Source organism: Streptomyces coeruleorubidus (assembly GCF_008705135.1).
GTDB lineage: Bacteria > Actinomycetota > Actinomycetes > Streptomycetales > Streptomycetaceae > Streptomyces > Streptomyces coeruleofuscus.
In genome coordinates this window covers 8,866,386-8,883,581 of sequence record NZ_CP023694.1, presented here as the reverse complement: position 1 = coordinate 8,883,581, position 17,196 = coordinate 8,866,386, and the positions used below count along the sequence as shown (strand labels likewise).

Annotated in this window: 18 protein-coding genes; 11 read left to right on the top strand and 7 right to left on the bottom strand. The window is 72.8% G+C overall.

Annotated features, from left to right (window positions below):
- Positions 1 to 17: 17 nt before the first annotated feature.
- Complete coding sequence (locus CP976_RS40465; RefSeq protein WP_150484814.1) at positions 18 to 389, bottom strand: PRC-barrel domain containing protein; 372 nt, start codon at positions 387 to 389, stop codon at positions 18 to 20.
- A 339-nt stretch (positions 390 to 728) separates the two neighbouring features.
- Between CP976_RS40465 and CP976_RS40460 the strand changes: the two genes are divergently transcribed.
- The 8 genes from CP976_RS40460 to CP976_RS40420 all read left to right on the top strand — a co-directional run bounded on the left by CP976_RS40460 (position 729) and on the right by CP976_RS40420 (position 10,190).
- The gene (locus CP976_RS40460; RefSeq protein WP_150484813.1) at positions 729 to 1,130 is read left to right on the top strand and encodes an STAS domain-containing protein; all 402 of its coding nucleotides are present in this window, start codon (positions 729 to 731) and stop codon (positions 1,128 to 1,130) included.
- Positions 1,131 to 1,379: 249 nt separating this feature from the next.
- On the top strand, positions 1,380 to 2,267 hold the full coding sequence (locus CP976_RS40455) for an STAS domain-containing protein (RefSeq protein ID WP_086849168.1): 888 nt from the start codon (positions 1,380 to 1,382) through the stop codon (positions 2,265 to 2,267).
- Complete coding sequence (locus CP976_RS40450; protein WP_150484812.1) at positions 2,264 to 2,683, top strand: STAS domain-containing protein; 420 nt, start codon at positions 2,264 to 2,266, stop codon at positions 2,681 to 2,683. Before CP976_RS40455 ends, CP976_RS40450 begins: the two co-directional genes overlap by 4 nt.
- Positions 2,683 to 3,123: an anti-sigma regulatory factor gene (locus tag CP976_RS40445; RefSeq protein ID WP_150484811.1), complete on the top strand. Its 441-nt coding sequence runs from the start codon at positions 2,683 to 2,685 to the stop codon at positions 3,121 to 3,123. The genes CP976_RS40450 and CP976_RS40445 overlap by 1 nt, the downstream gene beginning before the upstream one ends.
- Positions 3,123 to 4,547 (top strand): ATP-binding SpoIIE family protein phosphatase, encoded by a 1,425-nt coding sequence (locus CP976_RS40435; RefSeq protein WP_229876320.1) that lies wholly within the window; start codon positions 3,123 to 3,125, stop codon positions 4,545 to 4,547. The genes CP976_RS40445 and CP976_RS40435 overlap by 1 nt, the downstream gene beginning before the upstream one ends.
- On the top strand, positions 4,544 to 6,274 hold the full coding sequence (locus CP976_RS40430) for a PP2C family protein-serine/threonine phosphatase (protein ID WP_150484810.1): 1,731 nt from the start codon (positions 4,544 to 4,546) through the stop codon (positions 6,272 to 6,274). The genes CP976_RS40435 and CP976_RS40430 overlap by 4 nt, the downstream gene beginning before the upstream one ends.
- 217 nt (positions 6,275 to 6,491) lie before the next feature.
- Positions 6,492 to 7,865, top strand: coding sequence for an NAD(P)/FAD-dependent oxidoreductase (locus tag CP976_RS40425; protein WP_086849178.1), 1,374 nt, complete (start codon positions 6,492 to 6,494; stop codon positions 7,863 to 7,865).
- 84 nt (positions 7,866 to 7,949) lie between these two features.
- Positions 7,950 to 10,190: an FUSC family protein gene (locus tag CP976_RS40420; protein ID WP_150484809.1), complete on the top strand. Its 2,241-nt coding sequence runs from the start codon at positions 7,950 to 7,952 to the stop codon at positions 10,188 to 10,190.
- 15 nt (positions 10,191 to 10,205) lie between these two features.
- Here the strand turns inward: CP976_RS40420 and CP976_RS40415 are convergent, their stop codons facing one another.
- The 6 genes from CP976_RS40415 to CP976_RS40390 all read right to left on the bottom strand — a co-directional run bounded on the left by CP976_RS40415 (position 10,206) and on the right by CP976_RS40390 (position 14,374).
- Positions 10,206 to 10,640, bottom strand: a complete 435-nt coding sequence (locus tag CP976_RS40415) for a hypothetical protein (RefSeq protein ID WP_086602370.1) — start codon at positions 10,638 to 10,640, stop codon at positions 10,206 to 10,208.
- A gap of 28 nt (positions 10,641 to 10,668) precedes the next feature.
- Positions 10,669 to 11,508: a DUF1206 domain-containing protein gene (locus CP976_RS40410; RefSeq protein ID WP_150484808.1), complete on the bottom strand. Its 840-nt coding sequence runs from the start codon at positions 11,506 to 11,508 to the stop codon at positions 10,669 to 10,671.
- A gap of 104 nt (positions 11,509 to 11,612) precedes the next feature.
- Entirely contained in the window at positions 11,613 to 12,470 is an 858-nt protein-coding gene (locus CP976_RS40405) for an ANTAR domain-containing protein (RefSeq protein ID WP_150484807.1), read from the bottom strand.
- Between the two features lie 112 nt (positions 12,471 to 12,582).
- Positions 12,583 to 12,849, bottom strand: a complete 267-nt coding sequence (locus CP976_RS40400) for a DUF5133 domain-containing protein (protein WP_150484806.1) — start codon at positions 12,847 to 12,849, stop codon at positions 12,583 to 12,585.
- Between the two features lie 29 nt (positions 12,850 to 12,878).
- Positions 12,879 to 13,733: a SigB/SigF/SigG family RNA polymerase sigma factor gene (locus CP976_RS40395; protein WP_150484805.1), complete on the bottom strand. Its 855-nt coding sequence runs from the start codon at positions 13,731 to 13,733 to the stop codon at positions 12,879 to 12,881.
- Positions 13,734 to 13,939: 206 nt separating this feature from the next.
- The gene (locus CP976_RS40390; protein ID WP_150484804.1) at positions 13,940 to 14,374 is read right to left on the bottom strand and encodes an ATP-binding protein; all 435 of its coding nucleotides are present in this window, start codon (positions 14,372 to 14,374) and stop codon (positions 13,940 to 13,942) included.
- A gap of 336 nt (positions 14,375 to 14,710) precedes the next feature.
- On the opposite strand from CP976_RS40390, the gene CP976_RS40385 reads away from it, so the two are divergent.
- The 3 genes from CP976_RS40385 to CP976_RS40375 all read left to right on the top strand — a co-directional run bounded on the left by CP976_RS40385 (position 14,711) and on the right by CP976_RS40375 (position 17,193).
- Positions 14,711 to 14,932 carry a hypothetical protein gene (locus CP976_RS40385; RefSeq protein ID WP_150484803.1) on the top strand — a complete coding sequence of 74 codons (222 nt, stop codon included), beginning with the start codon at positions 14,711 to 14,713 and terminating at the stop codon, positions 14,930 to 14,932.
- 69 nt (positions 14,933 to 15,001) lie between these two features.
- A complete protein-coding gene (locus CP976_RS40380) occupies positions 15,002 to 16,480 on the top strand; it encodes an aminotransferase class I/II-fold pyridoxal phosphate-dependent enzyme (RefSeq protein WP_150484802.1) in 1,479 nt (492 codons plus the stop codon).
- 257 nt (positions 16,481 to 16,737) lie between these two features.
- Positions 16,738 to 17,193 carry a cyclic nucleotide-binding domain-containing protein gene (locus CP976_RS40375; protein ID WP_150484801.1) on the top strand — a complete coding sequence of 152 codons (456 nt, stop codon included), beginning with the start codon at positions 16,738 to 16,740 and terminating at the stop codon, positions 17,191 to 17,193.
- The last annotated feature ends 3 nt before the right edge of the window (positions 17,194 to 17,196 follow it).

Sequence of the window (17,196 nt, the reverse complement as noted above, 5' to 3'; positions counted from 1 at the left end):
ACCGGCTCAGGGCTCAGTCATGCCGAAGTCGTCGCGCGCGGTGGCAGCCGGTCGTAGTAGTCGCCCACGGCCGTGAGGTATCCCCGGTCCCGGGTCTCGCTGTCGGTCTGGAAACGGGGGGCCGCCTTGGCGTCTCCCCTGGTGCAGCCCAGTGTGATCTTCCGGCCCTGCGTGTCGATGCCGGTGACGACTCCGGCCGGCACCAGGACGCTGCGGCCGAACACCCAGACGCCGGTGTCGACGACCAGGTGCCGCATGCCGTGCGGGGCGTCCTCGCGGTCCACGTGCCCGATCGTGCCGTCGGTCGCGGCGACGGCGAAACCGGTCAGGTCCTGTCCCTCGATGTGACCGCTGCCCGGCGCGTACGACCAGATTCTGTCGATGGCCACGCTGCTCCATCCTCCCTGACGGTGTGCGGATCGTGGAGCCCGGCGGGAGGTTCCCGCCCACCCTGCTCCACAGGCCAATTACCCTCCTGCCGCAAGCGCATTCGGCGCACACACGTGCCACCGTACGTCGCCGGCGGCGGGCTCCGGCAGGTTTCTCCCCGGGGGCATGGAGGACGGTTTCCGGGGTAATCGCGGGGGCGCGGTGGAATTCGGAGCCCGGTAGCGGAGGGAGGAACGTGAGAAACAGCAGCAGAGCCCGCGTCACGACCGGCATCGCCCCGCACCGCGGTCATCCACAGAGGTGACCTGCCCAGGCCGTAGCACTTGATGGAGGTACCCGTGCCCCTCGCCCAGAACCCGCTGTCCGTGGAAGTCGAACTGCCCCGGGAGGACGTGGCCCTGATCACGGTCGACGGCTACCTGGACGTCGACACCGCGACCGAGTTCCAGGCCCACCTGGCCAACCAACTCCACCACGGCCGACGGCACTTCCTGCTCGACCTCTCGTCCGTCCCCTTCATGGACTCGTCCGGGATGAACATCATCTTGCGGGTGTACCAGGAGACCCGCAGGACCGCCGGCAGCGTGCACGTCATCAGCCCGACGCCGGCCGTGCGGCGCGTCCTCGACCTGACGGGCGTCAGCATCACGGTGCCGATATCGGAGAGCGTCGACGAGGCTCTGGCCCGCGCCGACGAGGCGCCGGACACCCCCGAGGAGCCGGGGGTACAGAGCGCCTGACGGGTCGGCGGGCCGCCGGCGCAACCGGCGTTCCGGTGCCCTCGCTCCACCCCGCCCGGACGGCGGTCCGTCTTTCACGCGCCGGTGACGGCGGTGGCCAACCCCCGTTCCCGCCAGCCGGATCGGTTGCGCCGGATCCGGTGTCGTACGAGGTCGGCGCATGGTTAGAGTTGTCGCCCGGCAAGTGTCACAGCACCGTCCCGTTGCCTGAGGCGGGCTCGGTCGACGCAACGCGGATGAGGAGAGAACGTGCCGGAGCACGAAGCGGACGGACAGCTCGCCACGCCGACGCACGAGGTCAGGGACTTCCTGCACCGCAGGCGTGAGCAGATCGCCCAGCGATGGGCGGACGAGCCCCTGTTCCGCACGGTGTTCACCGTCTCGCGCGACGAGGCGGTGGAGGCGAGCAAGGTCGTCGTGGACGCGCTGGCCCAGGTGGCCGACTCGGAGCAGGTGGAGGACCCGGACGCGGCGGGATTCAGCGGGGTGCGCGAGCAGCTGGCCCGGATGGGCGCGGCCCGCTCGCGGGCCGGGCTGTCGAACACCCAGGTCGCCAGCGAGCTGGCCGCCCTGCGGCCGCCCGTGGAGAACCTGCTGGCCTCGGATCTGGAGGAGGCGCCGCCCGAGCATCTGCGGGCGTGTTCGACCACGCTCACCGTGCTGATGGGAACCCTGCGGCTGGTCGCCATGCAGACGGCGCTGAGCGAGTGGCAGGCGCTGAGCGACCGGCAGCGGCTCCAGCTGATGGAGGTGGCGACGCCCGTCATCCGGCTGTGGGACGGCGTCGTTGCCGTGCCGCTGATCGGGACGCTGGACAGTGCCCGCAGCCAGGTGGTGATGGAGACGCTGCTGAACGCCGTCGTCGACCAGCACGCCCGGTTCGCGATCCTCGACATCACCGGGGTGCCGACGGTGGACTCGCTGGTGGCACAGCACCTGATGAAGACGGTCGCCGCGGCGCGGCTGATGGGCGCCCAGTGCATCGTCTCGGGTATCCGCCCCGCCATCGCGCAGACCATCGTCCACCTCGGTCTGGACCTCGACGTGATCACCCGTGCGAGCCTCGCCGACGCGCTGGGTTACGCGCTGCACGAGCTCGGCGCCGACATCGTGAACCCGGGTGCGGGTCAGCGGTGAGCGACGCGTACTCCCGTCCCGTCACGGGCCACGTGCCGGTTCTCCGGCTCGGTGACGTCCTGCTGGTCACGCTCCAGGGGGACCTGCACGACAGCACGGCGCAGCAGCTCCAGCAGGATCTCGCGGAGACCACCTCCCGTACCGGGGTGCGCGGTGTCCTCATCGACATCTCCGGTGTGGAGATCGTCGATTCGTTCCTGGGCCGGGTGCTGGCCGAGATCGCCGCGCAGGCCAAGCTGCTGGCCGCGCGGACCGTGGTGGCCGGCATGCGCCCGGCGGTCGCCATCACCCTGGCGGAACTGGGCCTGACGCTGCCCGGGCTGACCACGGCGCTCAGCACGGAGGCGGGCATGGAGCTCCTCTCGCAGCAGTCCCCGGCGTACCGCCCGGGCGGGCGGCGTCAGGAGAGTCCGTGATGCACACTGCCGCGGGCGTGGAGGCCTGCCTGCCCATCCGGTCGGACATGGACCTGGTGTGGGTACGACAACACGTGCGGCAGGCCGCGGCCCGGCTCGGCTTCGGCCTGGTGGAGCAGACCAAGCTGGTCACGGCGGCCAGCGAGCTGGCCCGCAACACCCTGGTGCACGGCGGTGGCGGACAGATGGAGGCCACGCACCTCAGCAGCGCGGGTGCGCAGGGGCTCCGGCTGGCCTTCACCGACGAGGGGCCGGGCATCGCCGACCTGGACCAGGCGCTCAGCGACGGCTACACCTCCGGCGACGGGCTGGGGATGGGGCTGAGCGGCGCCCGGCGCCTGGTGCACGACTTCGACATCGAGAGCACGCCGGGCGACGGCACCACCGTGCGGGTGACCTGCTGGGTGGGCCGGCCGCCGCGACCCCGCGAGGAGGCCTGATGCCGCGCGTGTGGGACGTCCCGGTGCGCGACTCGACGCGGGTGCGCGACGCGCGGGTCGCCGCGGAGGGCGCGGCCGCGCTGGCCGGTCTCGACGAGCGGCGCACCGCGGCCGCCGCGCTGGTCGCGACCGAGCTCGCGACGAATCTGCTCAAGCACGCCGAGGGCGGTCAGGTGCTCATCGAGGTGGTGGCGCCGCCCGCGCCGCGGGAGGGCCGTGCGGAGTCCCGGGTCGTGCAGATCGCCACGATCGACCACGGCCCGGGCATCGCGGACGTACCGGCGGCGCTGCGCGACGGTTTCTCCACGACCAGCTCGCTCGGCGCGGGCCTCGGCACGTGTCAGCGTCTCGCCGACGACTTCGCCCTGCACAGCACGGCCGGCCGCGGCACGGTCGCGGTGGCCCGCGTGGGCACCACGCCCCGCGGTCGCGGCGGTCCGGCCGCGCGGGCGGAGGCCGACGTGGCGGCGGGCGGCCGAGGTCCGGCGGACGGCATGGCTGTTCCCGGCGCCCCGGCGTGGTCCGAGGGCGGGGCCTCCACCGGCGGCTGGTGGCCGGGCGGGGCCGCACGGGGCGGCGACGCGCCCGTGGGAGCCGTGGCGTGCGGCGCCCTGACGGGGCACGCGGCGGTGCCCGGCGGCTCGCCGGGGTTCGCCGGACCGACCGGGAGCGTGCCCGGCCACAGTGGTGCTGTCGACAACGAGCCCGGTTCCCAGCAGGTCTCCGGTGTTCCGGGCGGCGACGTGCGGGGCCCAGGCGCACCGGGCCGTGACGAGCGGCCCGGTCCTCCCGGTGACCGGTCCCTGCCCGTCGCCGGCGTGCGCGCCGGAGGCGTGAACATCCCCTACGGCGGAGCCGAGTACTCGGGTGACGCCTGGGCGTGGGTGCGTTCCGGGGACCGGCTGACACTGATGCTGGCGGACGGTCTGGGGCACGGCCCCGAGGCGGCCCGGGCCTCGTCCGCGGCGGTGGCGGCGCTGCACCGCTGGGCCCACCTCTCCCCCGCCGAGTCGCTGCAACGGCTCCATGACGCGCTGAAGGGCACCCGGGGCGCGGCCGTCGCCCTGGCCCAGCTCGACGTGCGGGCCGGGCGGCTGCGGTTCGCCGGCATAGGAAACGTGGGGGCGCGGCTGCGCACGGACGGCACCTGGCGTCCGCTGCTGTCGCGGCCCGGCATCGTCGGCGTGCACCGGCCCACCACCCTCCGCGAGGAGGAGGCCGACTGGGCCGCCGACCGGCTGCTCGTCCTGCACACCGACGGCCTGCCCAGCCGCTGGACGCCGCCGTCCGATGCCGGTCTTTCCGCGGCCGACCCGGCCGTGACGGCCGCCTTGGCGATACGTGACGCGAGCAGTCCCGCCCGTCCGGTGCGGGACGACACCGCCGTGGCCGTGCTGACTCCGACCCCGCCGGAACACCCATGATGCGTACTTGGCAGATCACCACCGTCACCGATGCGGCGCGCGCCCGCATCGCCCTCGCGCGCCTGGCCGCCGCGTACGGTGTGCCCACCGTCGAACGGACGAGGCTGGCCGCCGCTCTCAGCGCCCACCTGCGGCAGTGCCTCACCAAGGGCGGCACCTGGCTGCTCACCCTGGACATGGCCGGGTCCCCGGCCGAGGAGGGGCTGCTGCACGCCGTGGTGACGCCGTCGCCGGACGCGTCCGCTGCCGCCGGGGAACCGCCGTGGGAGGTCACGGTCCCCTGCCCCGAGGTGGCCCGGGCCACGGAGGGCGGCTCCGTCGAGGACGATCCCGCCGCCCTCGCGGAGGCGCTGCTCGGCGCCGACGAGGACACGGCCGTGGTGCTGGACAAGCTCGGCGAGCAGGAGGATCTGGTCGCCTTCCACCGCGAGGAGCTGCACCAGACGAACCAGGGCGTCCTGGCGCTGCACGCCGAACTGGACGCGGCGGGCCGGGCCCAGCGCGAGGCCTTCGCCGCCGAGCGCAGGGCCCGCAACGAGGCGGAGAGCGCCCGCCGCAGACTGACCTTCCTCGCGGACGCGAGCGCCGTGCTGACGGCCTCGCTCAACCACGAGGAGATCGTGCGCCGGCTGCCGGACCTGCTGGTGCCGGAGTACGCCAGCAGTGTCGACGTCTGGCTGTTCGACAACGAGGAGGACAAGCACCGGTCGGCGCCGCATCCGGCCGCCGCCGTGGTGGCGGCCCGGACCGGGCGGCCCCAGTACGCGGCCGACCATCCCGGCGGCCTGCCCGGCGTCGACGACCAGCCGCCGTCCGCGCTGGATCCCGCGCGGCCGCTGCTGTGCGTGCCGCTGCCGACGCGGCGGGCTCCGCTCGGGGTGCTGACCCTGTCGCCGCCCGGTGCGCGGTGGGACCCGGACGACGCGGTGATGCTGATCGAGCTCACCCGGCGGGCGAGCATCGCGATCGACAACGCCCGGCGCTTCGAGCACAACCGCGACATCGCCGAGACGCTGCAACGTGCCCTGCTCACGGATCTGCCGGCCACGCCGGGTCTCAGCCTGGCCGCGCGCTATCTGCCCGCCACCCACGGGCTGAACATCGGCGGTGACTGGTACGACGCGTTCCCCCAGCGGGACGGCGGTCTCATCACCGTCGTAGGCGACGTCACCGGGCACGGTCTGCACGCGGCCGTCATGATGAGCCAGCTGCGCACCGCGCTGCGGGCGTACGCGGTCGACGGTGACAGCCCGGGCCGGCTGCTGACCCGGCTGCACCGGTTCCTGCACCATCTCCAGCCGGACCTGTACGCCACCGCCGTCATCGCCCGGCTCCACCCGGACGAGCCCACGCTGACCTGGGCCGCCGCGGGTCATCCGCCGCCGGTGCTGCGGCTGCCCGACGGCACCGTGCGCACCCTCGACGCCAAACCCGGCGCCATGCTGGGCATCCCCCTGACCCAGGAGATCGGCGACCACACGGTCCGTCTGTCGCCCGGCTCGACACTCGCGCTCTATACGGACGGGCTGGTCGAACGGCGCGCGCAGGGCATAGACCCGGGCATCGAGCGGCTGGCCTCGGCGCTCGGCGGGTTCCGTTCGGCGGAGCTGGACGCGGACCTGGAGGGCTCGGCGGACCGGATCCTGCATCCGCTGCTGAGTGATTCGGAGCGCGACGACGACGTGTGTCTGCTGCTGTGTCATCTCCAAGGGGACGCCGGGTCCTGACGGCGGGCCCGGCCGACCGTGTGTGCACGCGTTCTTCACTCCCGCCTGGTGCTTTTCGGCCACGGGGCGGGCATGGTGGTGATCGACGCGTTCGTCTGCCTGCCGCGTCCGACTGGCGTGCCGGTCGGAGACGCGGTGGGATCAATGGGGTGCGAACCAGCGATCCAGGGGCAGTCGATAGGCGTTCGAGGCAGACCGCCTGGAGCCGCAGAAAGGGATGAACACCGTGACACGACCCAGGATCCTGGTGGTTGGCGCAGGCTTCGCCGGCGTGGAGTGCGTCCGCCGTCTGGAACGGAAACTCTCCCCGGACGAGGCCGACGTCACGCTGGTGACGCCGTTCGCCTACCAGCTCTACCTGCCGCTGCTCCCCCAGGTCGCCTCCGGCGTGCTGACGCCGCAGTCGATCGCCGTCTCGCTGCGCCGCAGCAAGAAGTACCGCACGAGGATCATTCCGGGCGGGGCCATCGGCGTCGATCTGAAGTCCAAGGTCTGCGTCATCCGCACGATCACCGACCAGATCGTCAACGAGCCGTACGACTACATCGTGCTGGCCCCCGGCAGCATCACCCGCACTTTCGACATCCCGGGGCTGACGGAGCACGCGTTCGGGATGAAGACGCTCGCCGAGGCGGCGTACGTCCGTGACCACGTCATCTCGCAGCTGGACCTGGCCGACGCCAGCCAGGACCCGGCCGAACGGGCCTCGCGGCTCCAGTTCGTGGTGGTCGGCGGCGGCTACGCGGGCACCGAGACCGCGGCGTGCCTCCAGCGGCTGACGCACGCGGCCGTGAAGCGCTACCCGCGGCTGGACCCGGGCCTGATCAAGTGGCATCTCATCGACATCGCGCCGAAGCTGATGCCTGAGCTCGGCGAGAAGCTCGGCAGCAGCGCCCAGGAGATCCTGCGCCGGCGGGGCATCGAGATCTCCCTCGGTGTCTCCATCGCGAAGGCGGGCCCGGAGGAGGTCACCTTCACCGACGGGCGGGTGATCCCGACCCGCACGCTCATCTGGACGGCCGGGGTCGTCGCCAGCCCGCTCATCGCCACGCTGGGCGCGGAGACCGTCAAGGGGCGGCTCGTGGTCGCCCCCGAGATGAACCTGCCGGGCGACGACGGGGTGTTCGCGCTCGGCGACTCGGCCGCCGTGCCCGACCTGGCCAAGGGCGACGACAGCGCCATGTGCCCGCCCACCGCGCAGCACGCCCTGCGGCAGGGCAAGCACGTCGCGGACAACGTCATCGCGACGCTGCGGGGGCAGGCCAGGAAGCCTTACGTCCACAAGGACCTGGGGCTCGTCGTCGACCTCGGCGGCACCGACGCGGTCTCCAAGCCTCTGGGCATCGAACTGCGCGGCCTGCCCGCCCAGGCCGTGGCACGCGGCTACCACTGGTCGGCGCTGCGCACCAACGTCGCCAAGACCCGGGTGATGACGAACTGGCTCCTCAACGCGGTCGCCGGCGACGACTTCGTACGGACCGGGTTCCAGGCCCGCAAGGCCGCCCGGCTGAAGGACTTCGAGTACACCGACGCCTATCTGACGCCGGAGCAGGTGCGGGCTCACGTCGAGGGGACCGCCCGCCAGGAGTAGGCCCGGGCCGGAGGGAGGCTTCCGCTCGTGGCATGTCATGCTGAGGTGCGGATCTTGGTGTGAGTCGGGAGAGAGTGCGGCGGCGTGAGGGCAGCGGGACGGTCGGTGCGGGCACGGCTGCGGGACCGGATCGCGGCGTCCGACCCGGGGCTGCTGCGCCTGACGGCCGGGCTGCGGACGGTCGGCGCCATCGCCCTCACGCTGGCCGTGCTCGCCCCGCTCGGGGCCGATGTGCATCTCCTGGTGGCGGGGGCCATGGCGGCGATGGTCGCCACCTTCGCCATCCGGGAGAAGCAGCTCGGCGCCCAGGCCGTGACACTGGCGCTGGGTCTTCCGGTGGCGCTGGTCTCCGTGACGCTGGGCGCGGTGCTCAACGCGCGTCTGTACGTCGGTGACGTCTTCTTCGTCGTCCTGATCTTCTGCGCGGTCTACGGCCGCCGGTTCGGCGACCGCGGCACGGCGCTCGGGCTGATCGGGTTCCAGATCTACTTCCTGTCCCTGTTCGTCGGCGCCGAGGTGTCCGCGCTGCCTGCGCTGTGCGGCGCCATCGCCGTGGCGTTCTGCTCCAGTGCCCTGCTGCGCTTCGCGGTCGTGCCCGCGACCCCCACGGGCGTGCTGCTGCGGCTGCGCCTGGCCTTCCGCGCCCGGCTGGCCCAGCTGGTGTCCGCGCAGCTCGACCTTCTCGACGCCGCCCCGGACGAGATGGACAAGGCCCTGGAGGCCGTGCGCGAGGGCACGGCGCGGCTGCACGAGACGGCGATGATGATCCAGGCGCAGCTCGAGGAGGGCACCCCGGACGAGTCGGCGGCCCGTCTCGTGCAGCGGCGTATCGCGGACGCCGAGATCGCCGCCGAGCGGCTCGGTCTGCTGCTGCTGACCTCCCGCAGCGCCGAACGGGCCGACACGCTGACCCTGCACCTGCCGGGCGCTCCCGCGCCGTCGGTGGGGCAGCCGGCCGTGCCGGACGAGACCACCGCCACGCTCCGCCGTGATCTCCAGGCGCTGCGCGCTCTCGTGCTGCGGGCCGGGAGCGGCGATGCGGGGACCGGGCTGGCGCACGTGCGCAACCGTCTCCTCGGCTACCGGGACGAGGAGAACCTGCCGCCCGCGCCCGCGGCCGTGCAGGACGTGTTCCGTGGCATCGGTGAGGCGGCCCGCTCGGTGCTGGGGCTGCGGATCGCGCTGGACGGCCCGCAGGACGAGTCGGACGACACCCCCGCGACGGCCCGCTCCCGTGAGGAGCTGGACGCGGAGGACGCCGCGATCGACGGCGGTGAGGAGCCGGCGGAGGAGCAGGAGACGGGGCTGCGGCGGCCGACCACGCGTGCGGCCGTGCAGGTCGCCGTCGGGTCAGCGCTGGCGATCGTGGGCGGCGAGCTGTTGTCCACGCAGCGCTGGTACTGGGCGGTGCTGACGTGCTGGATCGTTTTCCTGAACACCGCCTCGACGGGCGAGATCCTCGTCAAGGGCTACCGCCGGCTGCTGGGCACGGTGTTCGGCGTGGTGGCGGGCATCGTCCTGGCGGGTCTGGTCGGACAGCACACCTGGACGGCGTTCGGCCTGGTCCTGGTGCTGATCTTCGCGATGTTCTACGTGGCCCCGCTGTCGTACACGCTGATGTCGTTCTTCGTGACGGCGATGCTGGGGCTGCTGTACACGCTGCTGCACACCTACAGCCTCGACGTGCTCCTGCTGCGGGTGGAGGAGACGGCGCTCGGTGCGGCCTGCGGGGTGGTCGCGGCGGCGCTGGTGCTGCCGGTGCGGACCGACCGCCGTACGAACGAGCTGCTCGGGACCGTCCTGGACCGGCTGGCCGAGGTCACCGAGGCCGCGGTCGGCCAGCTGAGCGGGGGGCCGGCGGACGAGCTGCTGGACAAGGCGCGTGACCTGGACCAGGCACTGGCCGACCTGCGGGCCGCCACGCAGCCGCTGACCCATCCGGTCACGCCGCTGCGGGCCCGGCGCCACACGGCCCGTTACGTGGTGGCGCTGCTGGAGACGTGCGCGTACCACGCGCGGACGCTGGCGGCCACGGCCGAGCTGCTGCCCACGCATCCCTCGATCGCTGCGGATCCACGCCTGCGCGGGGCCGCGGGGCGCACCGTGCGCAACATCGAGACCATCGCGGCCCGGGTCGCGGACGAGCACGCCGCCGCCCGGGTCGAGACCGGGCCGAGCATCGCCTCGCTGCTGGGCTCCGACGCCGGCACACCGCGCTACGGCCGGATCACCGACCGCGTGCTGCGGCATCTGGAGCGGCTGGACGAGGCCGTGGTGGGTCTCGCGCGTCCCCTGGGCGTGCCGATGGCGGAGCCCCGGGCCTGAGAGATCCGGGGCCGCTCAGAAGTCGGTGGGCAGTCCGCTCACCTCGGCGATGCCCCGCAGCTCCTCCGTCTGCCGGTGCCGTTCCTTGATGTAGTCGGCGATCTCGCCGAGGCGGACCGGGTCGGACGCGGTGGACGCGTCCGTGACGATCCTGACCGGGCCGGTCTCGTCGACGTCGAGTTCGATCACTTCGTTGTCCAGGCGGCCGGTGACGGCGGTGGCGATGACGAGGGCCACCTCGTCACGGACCTCCTGGGGCAGTTCGTCGTTGGCCCCTGAGTCGAGTGCGAAGTCGAGGCTGGACAGGCGCTCCTCGTCGATCGCCTCGAGGACCGGTTCCACCACACGCATCAGGAGGCGGTAGTCCTCCGTGTCCATCCGGATGCGCAGGAGGTCCAGGTACATGTCCACGGGCCGGCCGTCGCCATGCGGAATCTCGGAATCGCTCATTGGCCTCGTGTTCCCCGGATGACGCGGCTCAGACGCGGCGCCAGCGGGCCATGGCGAAGGAGAACACTCCGAACAGCACCAGCCCGGCGGCGACGCAGACCAGCAGCCAGGGGCCGAGGGGGGTGTCGGCGAAGCTGCGCAGGGTGTCGTCCAGGCCCTTGGCCCGGTCGGGTTCGTAGTCGACCGCGGCGCGGACGGCGAAGACGCCGGCCACCGCGAACACCAGTCCGCGGGCGGCGCCTCCGGCCACGCCGGTGACGTCCACCAGCCGCCGTGTCCGGGGGCTCATCTGCCCGAGCCGGAGCTTGTCGTGGTACTTGCGGAGCACCGCCCGTACGCCGATCCACCCGCCGGCCGCGATGATCGCAAGGCCGGCCGCGCCGACCAGCCACTGGCCCGCGGGCATCTCCAGCGCCCTGGCGGTGGCGTCCTGGGACTGCCGGTCGCTGGATCCGCCGCCGCTCTGGCCGCGGTTCGCCGCGAACGACAGCACGGAGTAGGCGACGAAGACGTAGAACGCGAAGCGGGCCGTCGCCAGCAGCCGCTTGCGGGCGCTGCGGCCGTCCTTTCCGACGGAGCCGAACAGCATCTCGGACAGCCGCCACAGGGCCATGCCGACGAGGCCGATGCCCAGGGCCCACAGCAGCACCGCGCCGAACGGCTTCTGTGACAGTTCGGCCAGGGCTCCCCCGCGGTCGGCCTGCTCGCCCGTGTCGCCGAAGGCGATCTGCAGGGCGAGGGCCCCGACGAGCAGATAGATCACACCCCGGGCGGCCAGGCCCGCCCGTGCCGCCCCCTCGGTCACCGAACCCCGCGCCGCTCGCCGGGCCCGGATCTGACCGCCTTGTGCCATCGCACTCGTGTTCATGTCGACCTCCCGGCACTCCGGATGCCCCGGCCGGGCCACCCCACACCCGGCACGGCCGCCGGACCAGGGGATTCCGGTCACAGCGGGGGCCTGCCGCGTGCGATTCAGGACCGCCGGAACCTCGACCCGCGGCCGGCACGGCCGAGGGCGTGCAGGTGCTCCAGGGCGTCCAGGACCACCGTGTGGTCGTGCCAGGCGAGCCACCGGCCCGCCTGGCCGCCCACGATGTCGAGGGCCTTGGCCTGGGCCGTCGTCAGTCCTTGGACGGGCCGGTCCAGGTGGGCCGAGACCATGCCGACGCACAGTCCGGACGCGGTGGTCAGGGGGACGCTGTGACAGGCTCTGCTGCCCGCCGCGAGGATGGCCCGGCGGGCCGGTTCACTGAACAGCGGGTCGCTCTCCACGTCCCGCACGGTGACCGGGGCGACGTCGCGGGCGGCCCGCGCGCAGGCGGTTCCGTCGTCGCCGACGTGGGCGAAGAAGTCGACGAACTCGGGGGTGTGTCCGGTGTGCTCCTCGATGCGCAGACCGCCGCGGGCCTGGTCGGTGAGCTGGACATTGCCCATGCCGGCGCCGGTCACCGCCAGGGTGTGGCTCAGCACGGCCTTCAGGACGGCACCGCGGCTGCCGGACCCGGACCGGTGGGCCGAGGTGAAGGTCAGGGCGGGTTCCGGCTGGCGGACGCGGCGCGGGAACCACAGCTGCTCCCGGCCGTCGGGGCGCGGTGCGGTCACCAGGAAACCCGCCAGGGTCCGCAGCTTGACGTTGTACCGCTGGGACGCCCGTTGCATCAGCGCGAAGGCGCTCTCCCCGTCGGGCAGCGCGTACCGCTCCTGGAGCAGGCCCTGGGCCTGGGAGATGAGCGGGTACACGCGGGCCCTGGCACGAAGGTCGCGCACCTCGGAGCGCAGGCGCTCCAGTTCGCTGTCGTCGTCGGCGGCTGCCGGTCCCGCTGCGGACATGGAACTCCCCGGTCTCGGTGGCGTGACATGAAGGGGCCCGGCCGCGGTTGCCGCCGTCGGCCGGGCCCCTGCGTTGCCACGCCTTCCCCGTCACGTCACGCGCACACTCCGATCACGCGGGCTCCGGGGCCGCCATGCGCCTCTCGGTGACGGTCAGCGGGGTGGTCTCGCGGGCCGGTGGGGGTACGGTCTCGAGCCACTGGTGGGCGACCTCCAGGGCGCGCTCGACGTCCCGGGTGCCGGTGGACACGCACAGCGTGTACGCCAGGTCGTGGACCCGTGTGCTCAGGTCGGCCTGTTCGCTCGCTGCCACGGCGGCCGACAGTGCCTCGTACTCGTCGACGAGGTGGCGCAGCACGGCGGGGTGGGGCCTCAGCATCGATTCCTCGCTCTTCTGGGGTCGGGTGGTCAGGCCGTCGTGGAGGTGCCGCGGGTGCCCGTCCGCTGTCCCAGGACCTCGTCGCGCACGCGGGCGCAGCTGCGGCTGATGAGGCGGGAGACGTGCATCTGGGAGATCCCCAGGTGGTCGGCGATGCGGCTTTGTGTCATGTCCTCGAAGAAGCGCATGTAGAGGATGGCCCGTTCGCGTTCCGGCAGGCGGCGCAGGCCCTCCTTGGCGGACTCGCGGTCGACGACGACGTCGTAGGACGAGTCGGCCGCGCCGAGGGTGTCCGCGAGGCTGTAGCCGTCGTCGTCGGCCGAGAGCTCGGCGTCCAGCGACAGGGTGCTGAAGCTCTCCAGGGCCTCGAGCCCGGCGTTGACCTCTTCCTCGGTCAGGCCCGTGTGGGCGGCGATGTCCGCCACGGAGGGCTCGGGGCTGCCCGGGTTCTGGGTGAGTTCACGGCGTGCCACCCGCACCTTGTTGCGCAGTTCCTGCACTCGGCGGGGGACCCGCAGGGCCCACATGCGGTCCCGGAAGTGCCGCTTGACCTCGCCGGTGATGGTGGGGACGGCGTAGCTCTCGAAGGCTCCCCGGCTCGGGTCGAACCGGTCGATGGCCTTGACCAGCCCCAGGGCGGCGACCTGCCGGAGGTCCTCGATCGACTCTCCGCGGTCGCGGAAGCGGCCGGCGATGCGGTGGGCCATGGGCAGCCACAGCGTGACGAGCTCGTCGCGGACGGCTTCCCGGTCGGGCCCTTCCTCCATCTCCGCCAGCCGGGCGAAGAGGGCCGCGGTGTCCGGAGCGTCGTCGTGCCGCCGCCGGGTGGCGGGGGCCGTCGTTTCGGGCGTGCCGGGACGGTTGGTGGGCGTATCGATGAGCATGCGGATTCGCTCCTGAACAACGATGGTCTCAGGGGTTACCGCGGGACGGTCGCTGCCCGGATCGCCTGGAGGGCCTCCGGGGCAGTCATGCATACCGCTCCCGCTGGCGCGCCTCCGGTCCGAAGCACGAGATTGCGTCTGCCCTGCCCCCGGTGGAGCAAACTCCACTTTGCTGTGCAATCTGGAGGGAACAGGTCCACGGGCGTTCAGGAAAGGGGCACGACGGCGGTGATGCACTTGCCGCCGGCGGGCAGGTCGGACACACGGACGTCGCGGGAGAGCCGGCAGACGATGGGCCAGCCGTGACCGCCGTGCCGCAGCCGTCCGTGCGGATCGGTGGGCGGCGCGGTCACCGGCAGTTCGTCGCTGCGGTCGCTCACCGAGAGCCGTACGCCGGGGCCGTCTATGTCGACGCGGAAGTCGGTGACTCCGCCGCCGTGCAGGATCGCGTTGGTCGTCAGCTCCGAAGCGACGAGCAGCGCGTCGGACAGGGCGTTCGCGTCACACGCGGTGTGGGTGGTGCGGCAGCGTTCGGCCACGGCGCGTTCCACGGCCCGGCGCGCTTCGGCGGGTTTGCACGGCCGGGCCCGGTTCACACCGGGCTGTTCGAATAGCGATTCGATCATGTGCTCCTCGCACATCCTCAAGCTCCCTGCTCGGTCAGGCATGAGCCGGGTCCGGCCGCGTACCGGGGCCGCCCGCCCGGGCACGCCGTGGGCTCACGGACCCGCTGTCGGTGTTCCCTTCCACCGCCCGCGGCTTCGGGGGCGCGTATCGCGCGAGCGCCGCGGGTCTCCCAGTTCGGCTGACCTCTCCCCGCACCTGCAAACCTCGGTTCGCCCCACTGCCGGAAAAAGAGCCCGAAAAGACCCCTGGGAGCCCCGGGACGGCCGTGAATCGATGCCGACGGCCGTGAACCCGAGCCAACGGCCGTGAATGGGTGCCATCACCACGCGTCGTCGGGGTACGCGGTGTCCATGACCGATGTGGTGGATTCGGACGAACTGCTGCGGCGCATCCAGCGCGCGAGGGCCTGCGCGGTGCACGAGGAGCGGGCTTGGCGGAGCAGGAGCGAGGAGCTGGGCGCGACCGACCCGCAGGGAGCCCGGGACGCGACCGTGCGGCAGATGTCCTACGAGGCGGTGCTCAGGGTGCTGGACGAGATCGTGACTCCGGGCAAACACGCCGAGGAGACCTGACCAGGAGGGCCGTTGCCCGGTGACGGGCACGGGCGGATTGCGGGGTCACCTGCCGGGAACCCGGTGCGCATGACAGTCGACCACACCAGAGCACCGGTCCTGGAAGCCCTGGACGCGTACCGCCGCAAGGGGCACCTGTCGTTCACGCCGCCCGGGCACAAGCAGGCCCGCGGCGCCGACCCGGCGGTCCGGGAGGTCCTGGGCGACGCGGTCTTCCACGGCGACGTACTGGCCTCGGGCGGTCTGGACGACCGGCTCACCCGGGGACGGGTGCTGCAACGCGCCCAGGAGCTGATGGCCGACGCGGTGCACGCCGAGCACACGTTCTTCAGCACGTGCGGCAGCTCCCTGTCGGTGAAGGCCGCGATGCTGTCGGTCGCCGGGCCGCACGAGAAGCTGCTGATCGGGCGTGACGCCCACAAGTCGGTGGTGGCGGGTCTGATCATCTCCGGTATCGAGCCCGTCTGGATCGAGCCGCGCTGGGACGCCGAACGGCACCTGGCCCATCCCCCGTCCGCCGAGGACTTCGACCGGGGCTTCGACGCCCACCCGGACGCGCGGGGTGCGCTGGTCACGAGCCCCACGCCGTACGGCGGCTGCGCGGATCTGCGGGCGGTCGCCGAGGTGTGCCACCGGCGCTCGCGGCCGCTGATCGTGGACGAGGCCTGGGGGGCGCACCTGCCGTTCCACCCCGAGCTGCCGTCCTGGGCGATGGACGCGGGCGCGGACATCTGCGTGACCAGCATCCACAAGATGGGCAGCGGCCTGGAGCAGGGCTCCGTCTTCCATCTCCAGGGCGATCTGGTCCCGCCGGCGCTGCTGGGGATGCGCGCGGACCTGCTGGGCACCACGAGCCCGTCGGTGCTGATCTTCGCGGGTCTGGACGGCTGGCGCCGTCAGATGGCGCTGCACGGCGAGGAGCTGATGGGCGGCGCGCTGGCGCTGGCGGCCGAGGTCCGGTCCGCCATCGAGGAGATCGACGGGCTGCACGTCAACGACCGCGACGACTTCTGCGGCCCGGGCCTGTCCGACGACCTCGACCCGCTGCCCGGCGTCATCGACCTCGACGGGCTCGGGATCACGGGCTTCCAGGCGGCGGACTGGCTGCGCGAGCACCGGCAGATCGACGCGCATCTGGTGGACCACCGCCGCATCGGCGGGCAGATCACCCACGGCGACGACCGGGAGACGACCGGGCAGCTGCTGGAGGCACTGCGGGACCTGGCGCGGGCCGCCCGGGACCTGCCCCGGGCGCCGCAGGTGGAGGTGCCGTCGCCGGCGGGGCTGCGGATGGAACAGGCGGCGCTGCCCCGCGACGCGTTCTTCGGCCCGGCCGAGGACGTGCCGGTGGCGCGGGCGGCCGGACGGGTCGCGGCCGAGATGATCACGCCGTATCCCCCCGGCATCCCGGCCGTCCTGCCGGGCGAGCGCCTCACCGAGCCGGTGCTGGCGTACCTGCGGACCGGACTGGCCGCGGGCATGCACCTGCCCGACCCCACGAACCCGGAGCTGGAGACGGTCCGGGTCCTCGCCGAGGACGCGGACTGAAGTGAAACGGGTCACGCAACCCGGTCCCGGGTGCCCGCACGCCCCCTGGATGGTTTACCGTTCACTCATACGTGGTGCCGGAGTCGACCCACCGTCCTCCGCACCACCGCTTACGGCCCTGGCTGGTCTCCCCCGTCCAGCCAGGGCTTTTTCATGCCCCGGGAAAGTTGCGCACGCCGAGGTGCCCTGGGACCCGCCAGCGGCTGAAATGGGCGTAGGGAAAGCACCGAAGTCGACCGCCCGGCGAGGAGCTCCGCATGACCAAAGCGATCAAACTCCTGACCGCCCTGCCGCCGCCCCAGCGGCAGCGTCTGATGACGCTCGCCCGGGAGGTGTCCTTCCCCGAGGACGCCCGGATCTTCGAGGCGGGCGCCACGGCCGACCGCTTCTGGGTCATCCGCTCCGGCGCGGTCTCCCTGGACCAGCAGGTGAACTCGCTCCAGCGGGTGACCGTGGCCAGCCTCGGCGCGGGCGACCTGCTCGGCTGGTCCTGGCTGTTCCCGCCCTACACCTGGGACTTCGGCGCGGTGGCGTTCAGCCCCGTGCGGGCCTACGAGTTCGACGCGAGGGCCGTGCTGGCGCGGTGCGAGGAGGACACGGAGCTCGGGCTGATGCTGGTGCGGAATGTCGCCGAGGTGCTCGCACACCGGCTGGAGATGACCCGGGGCAAGCTGATGGAGCAGTACACGCTGCACCGGCGAGGCGCCCTGTGAGCC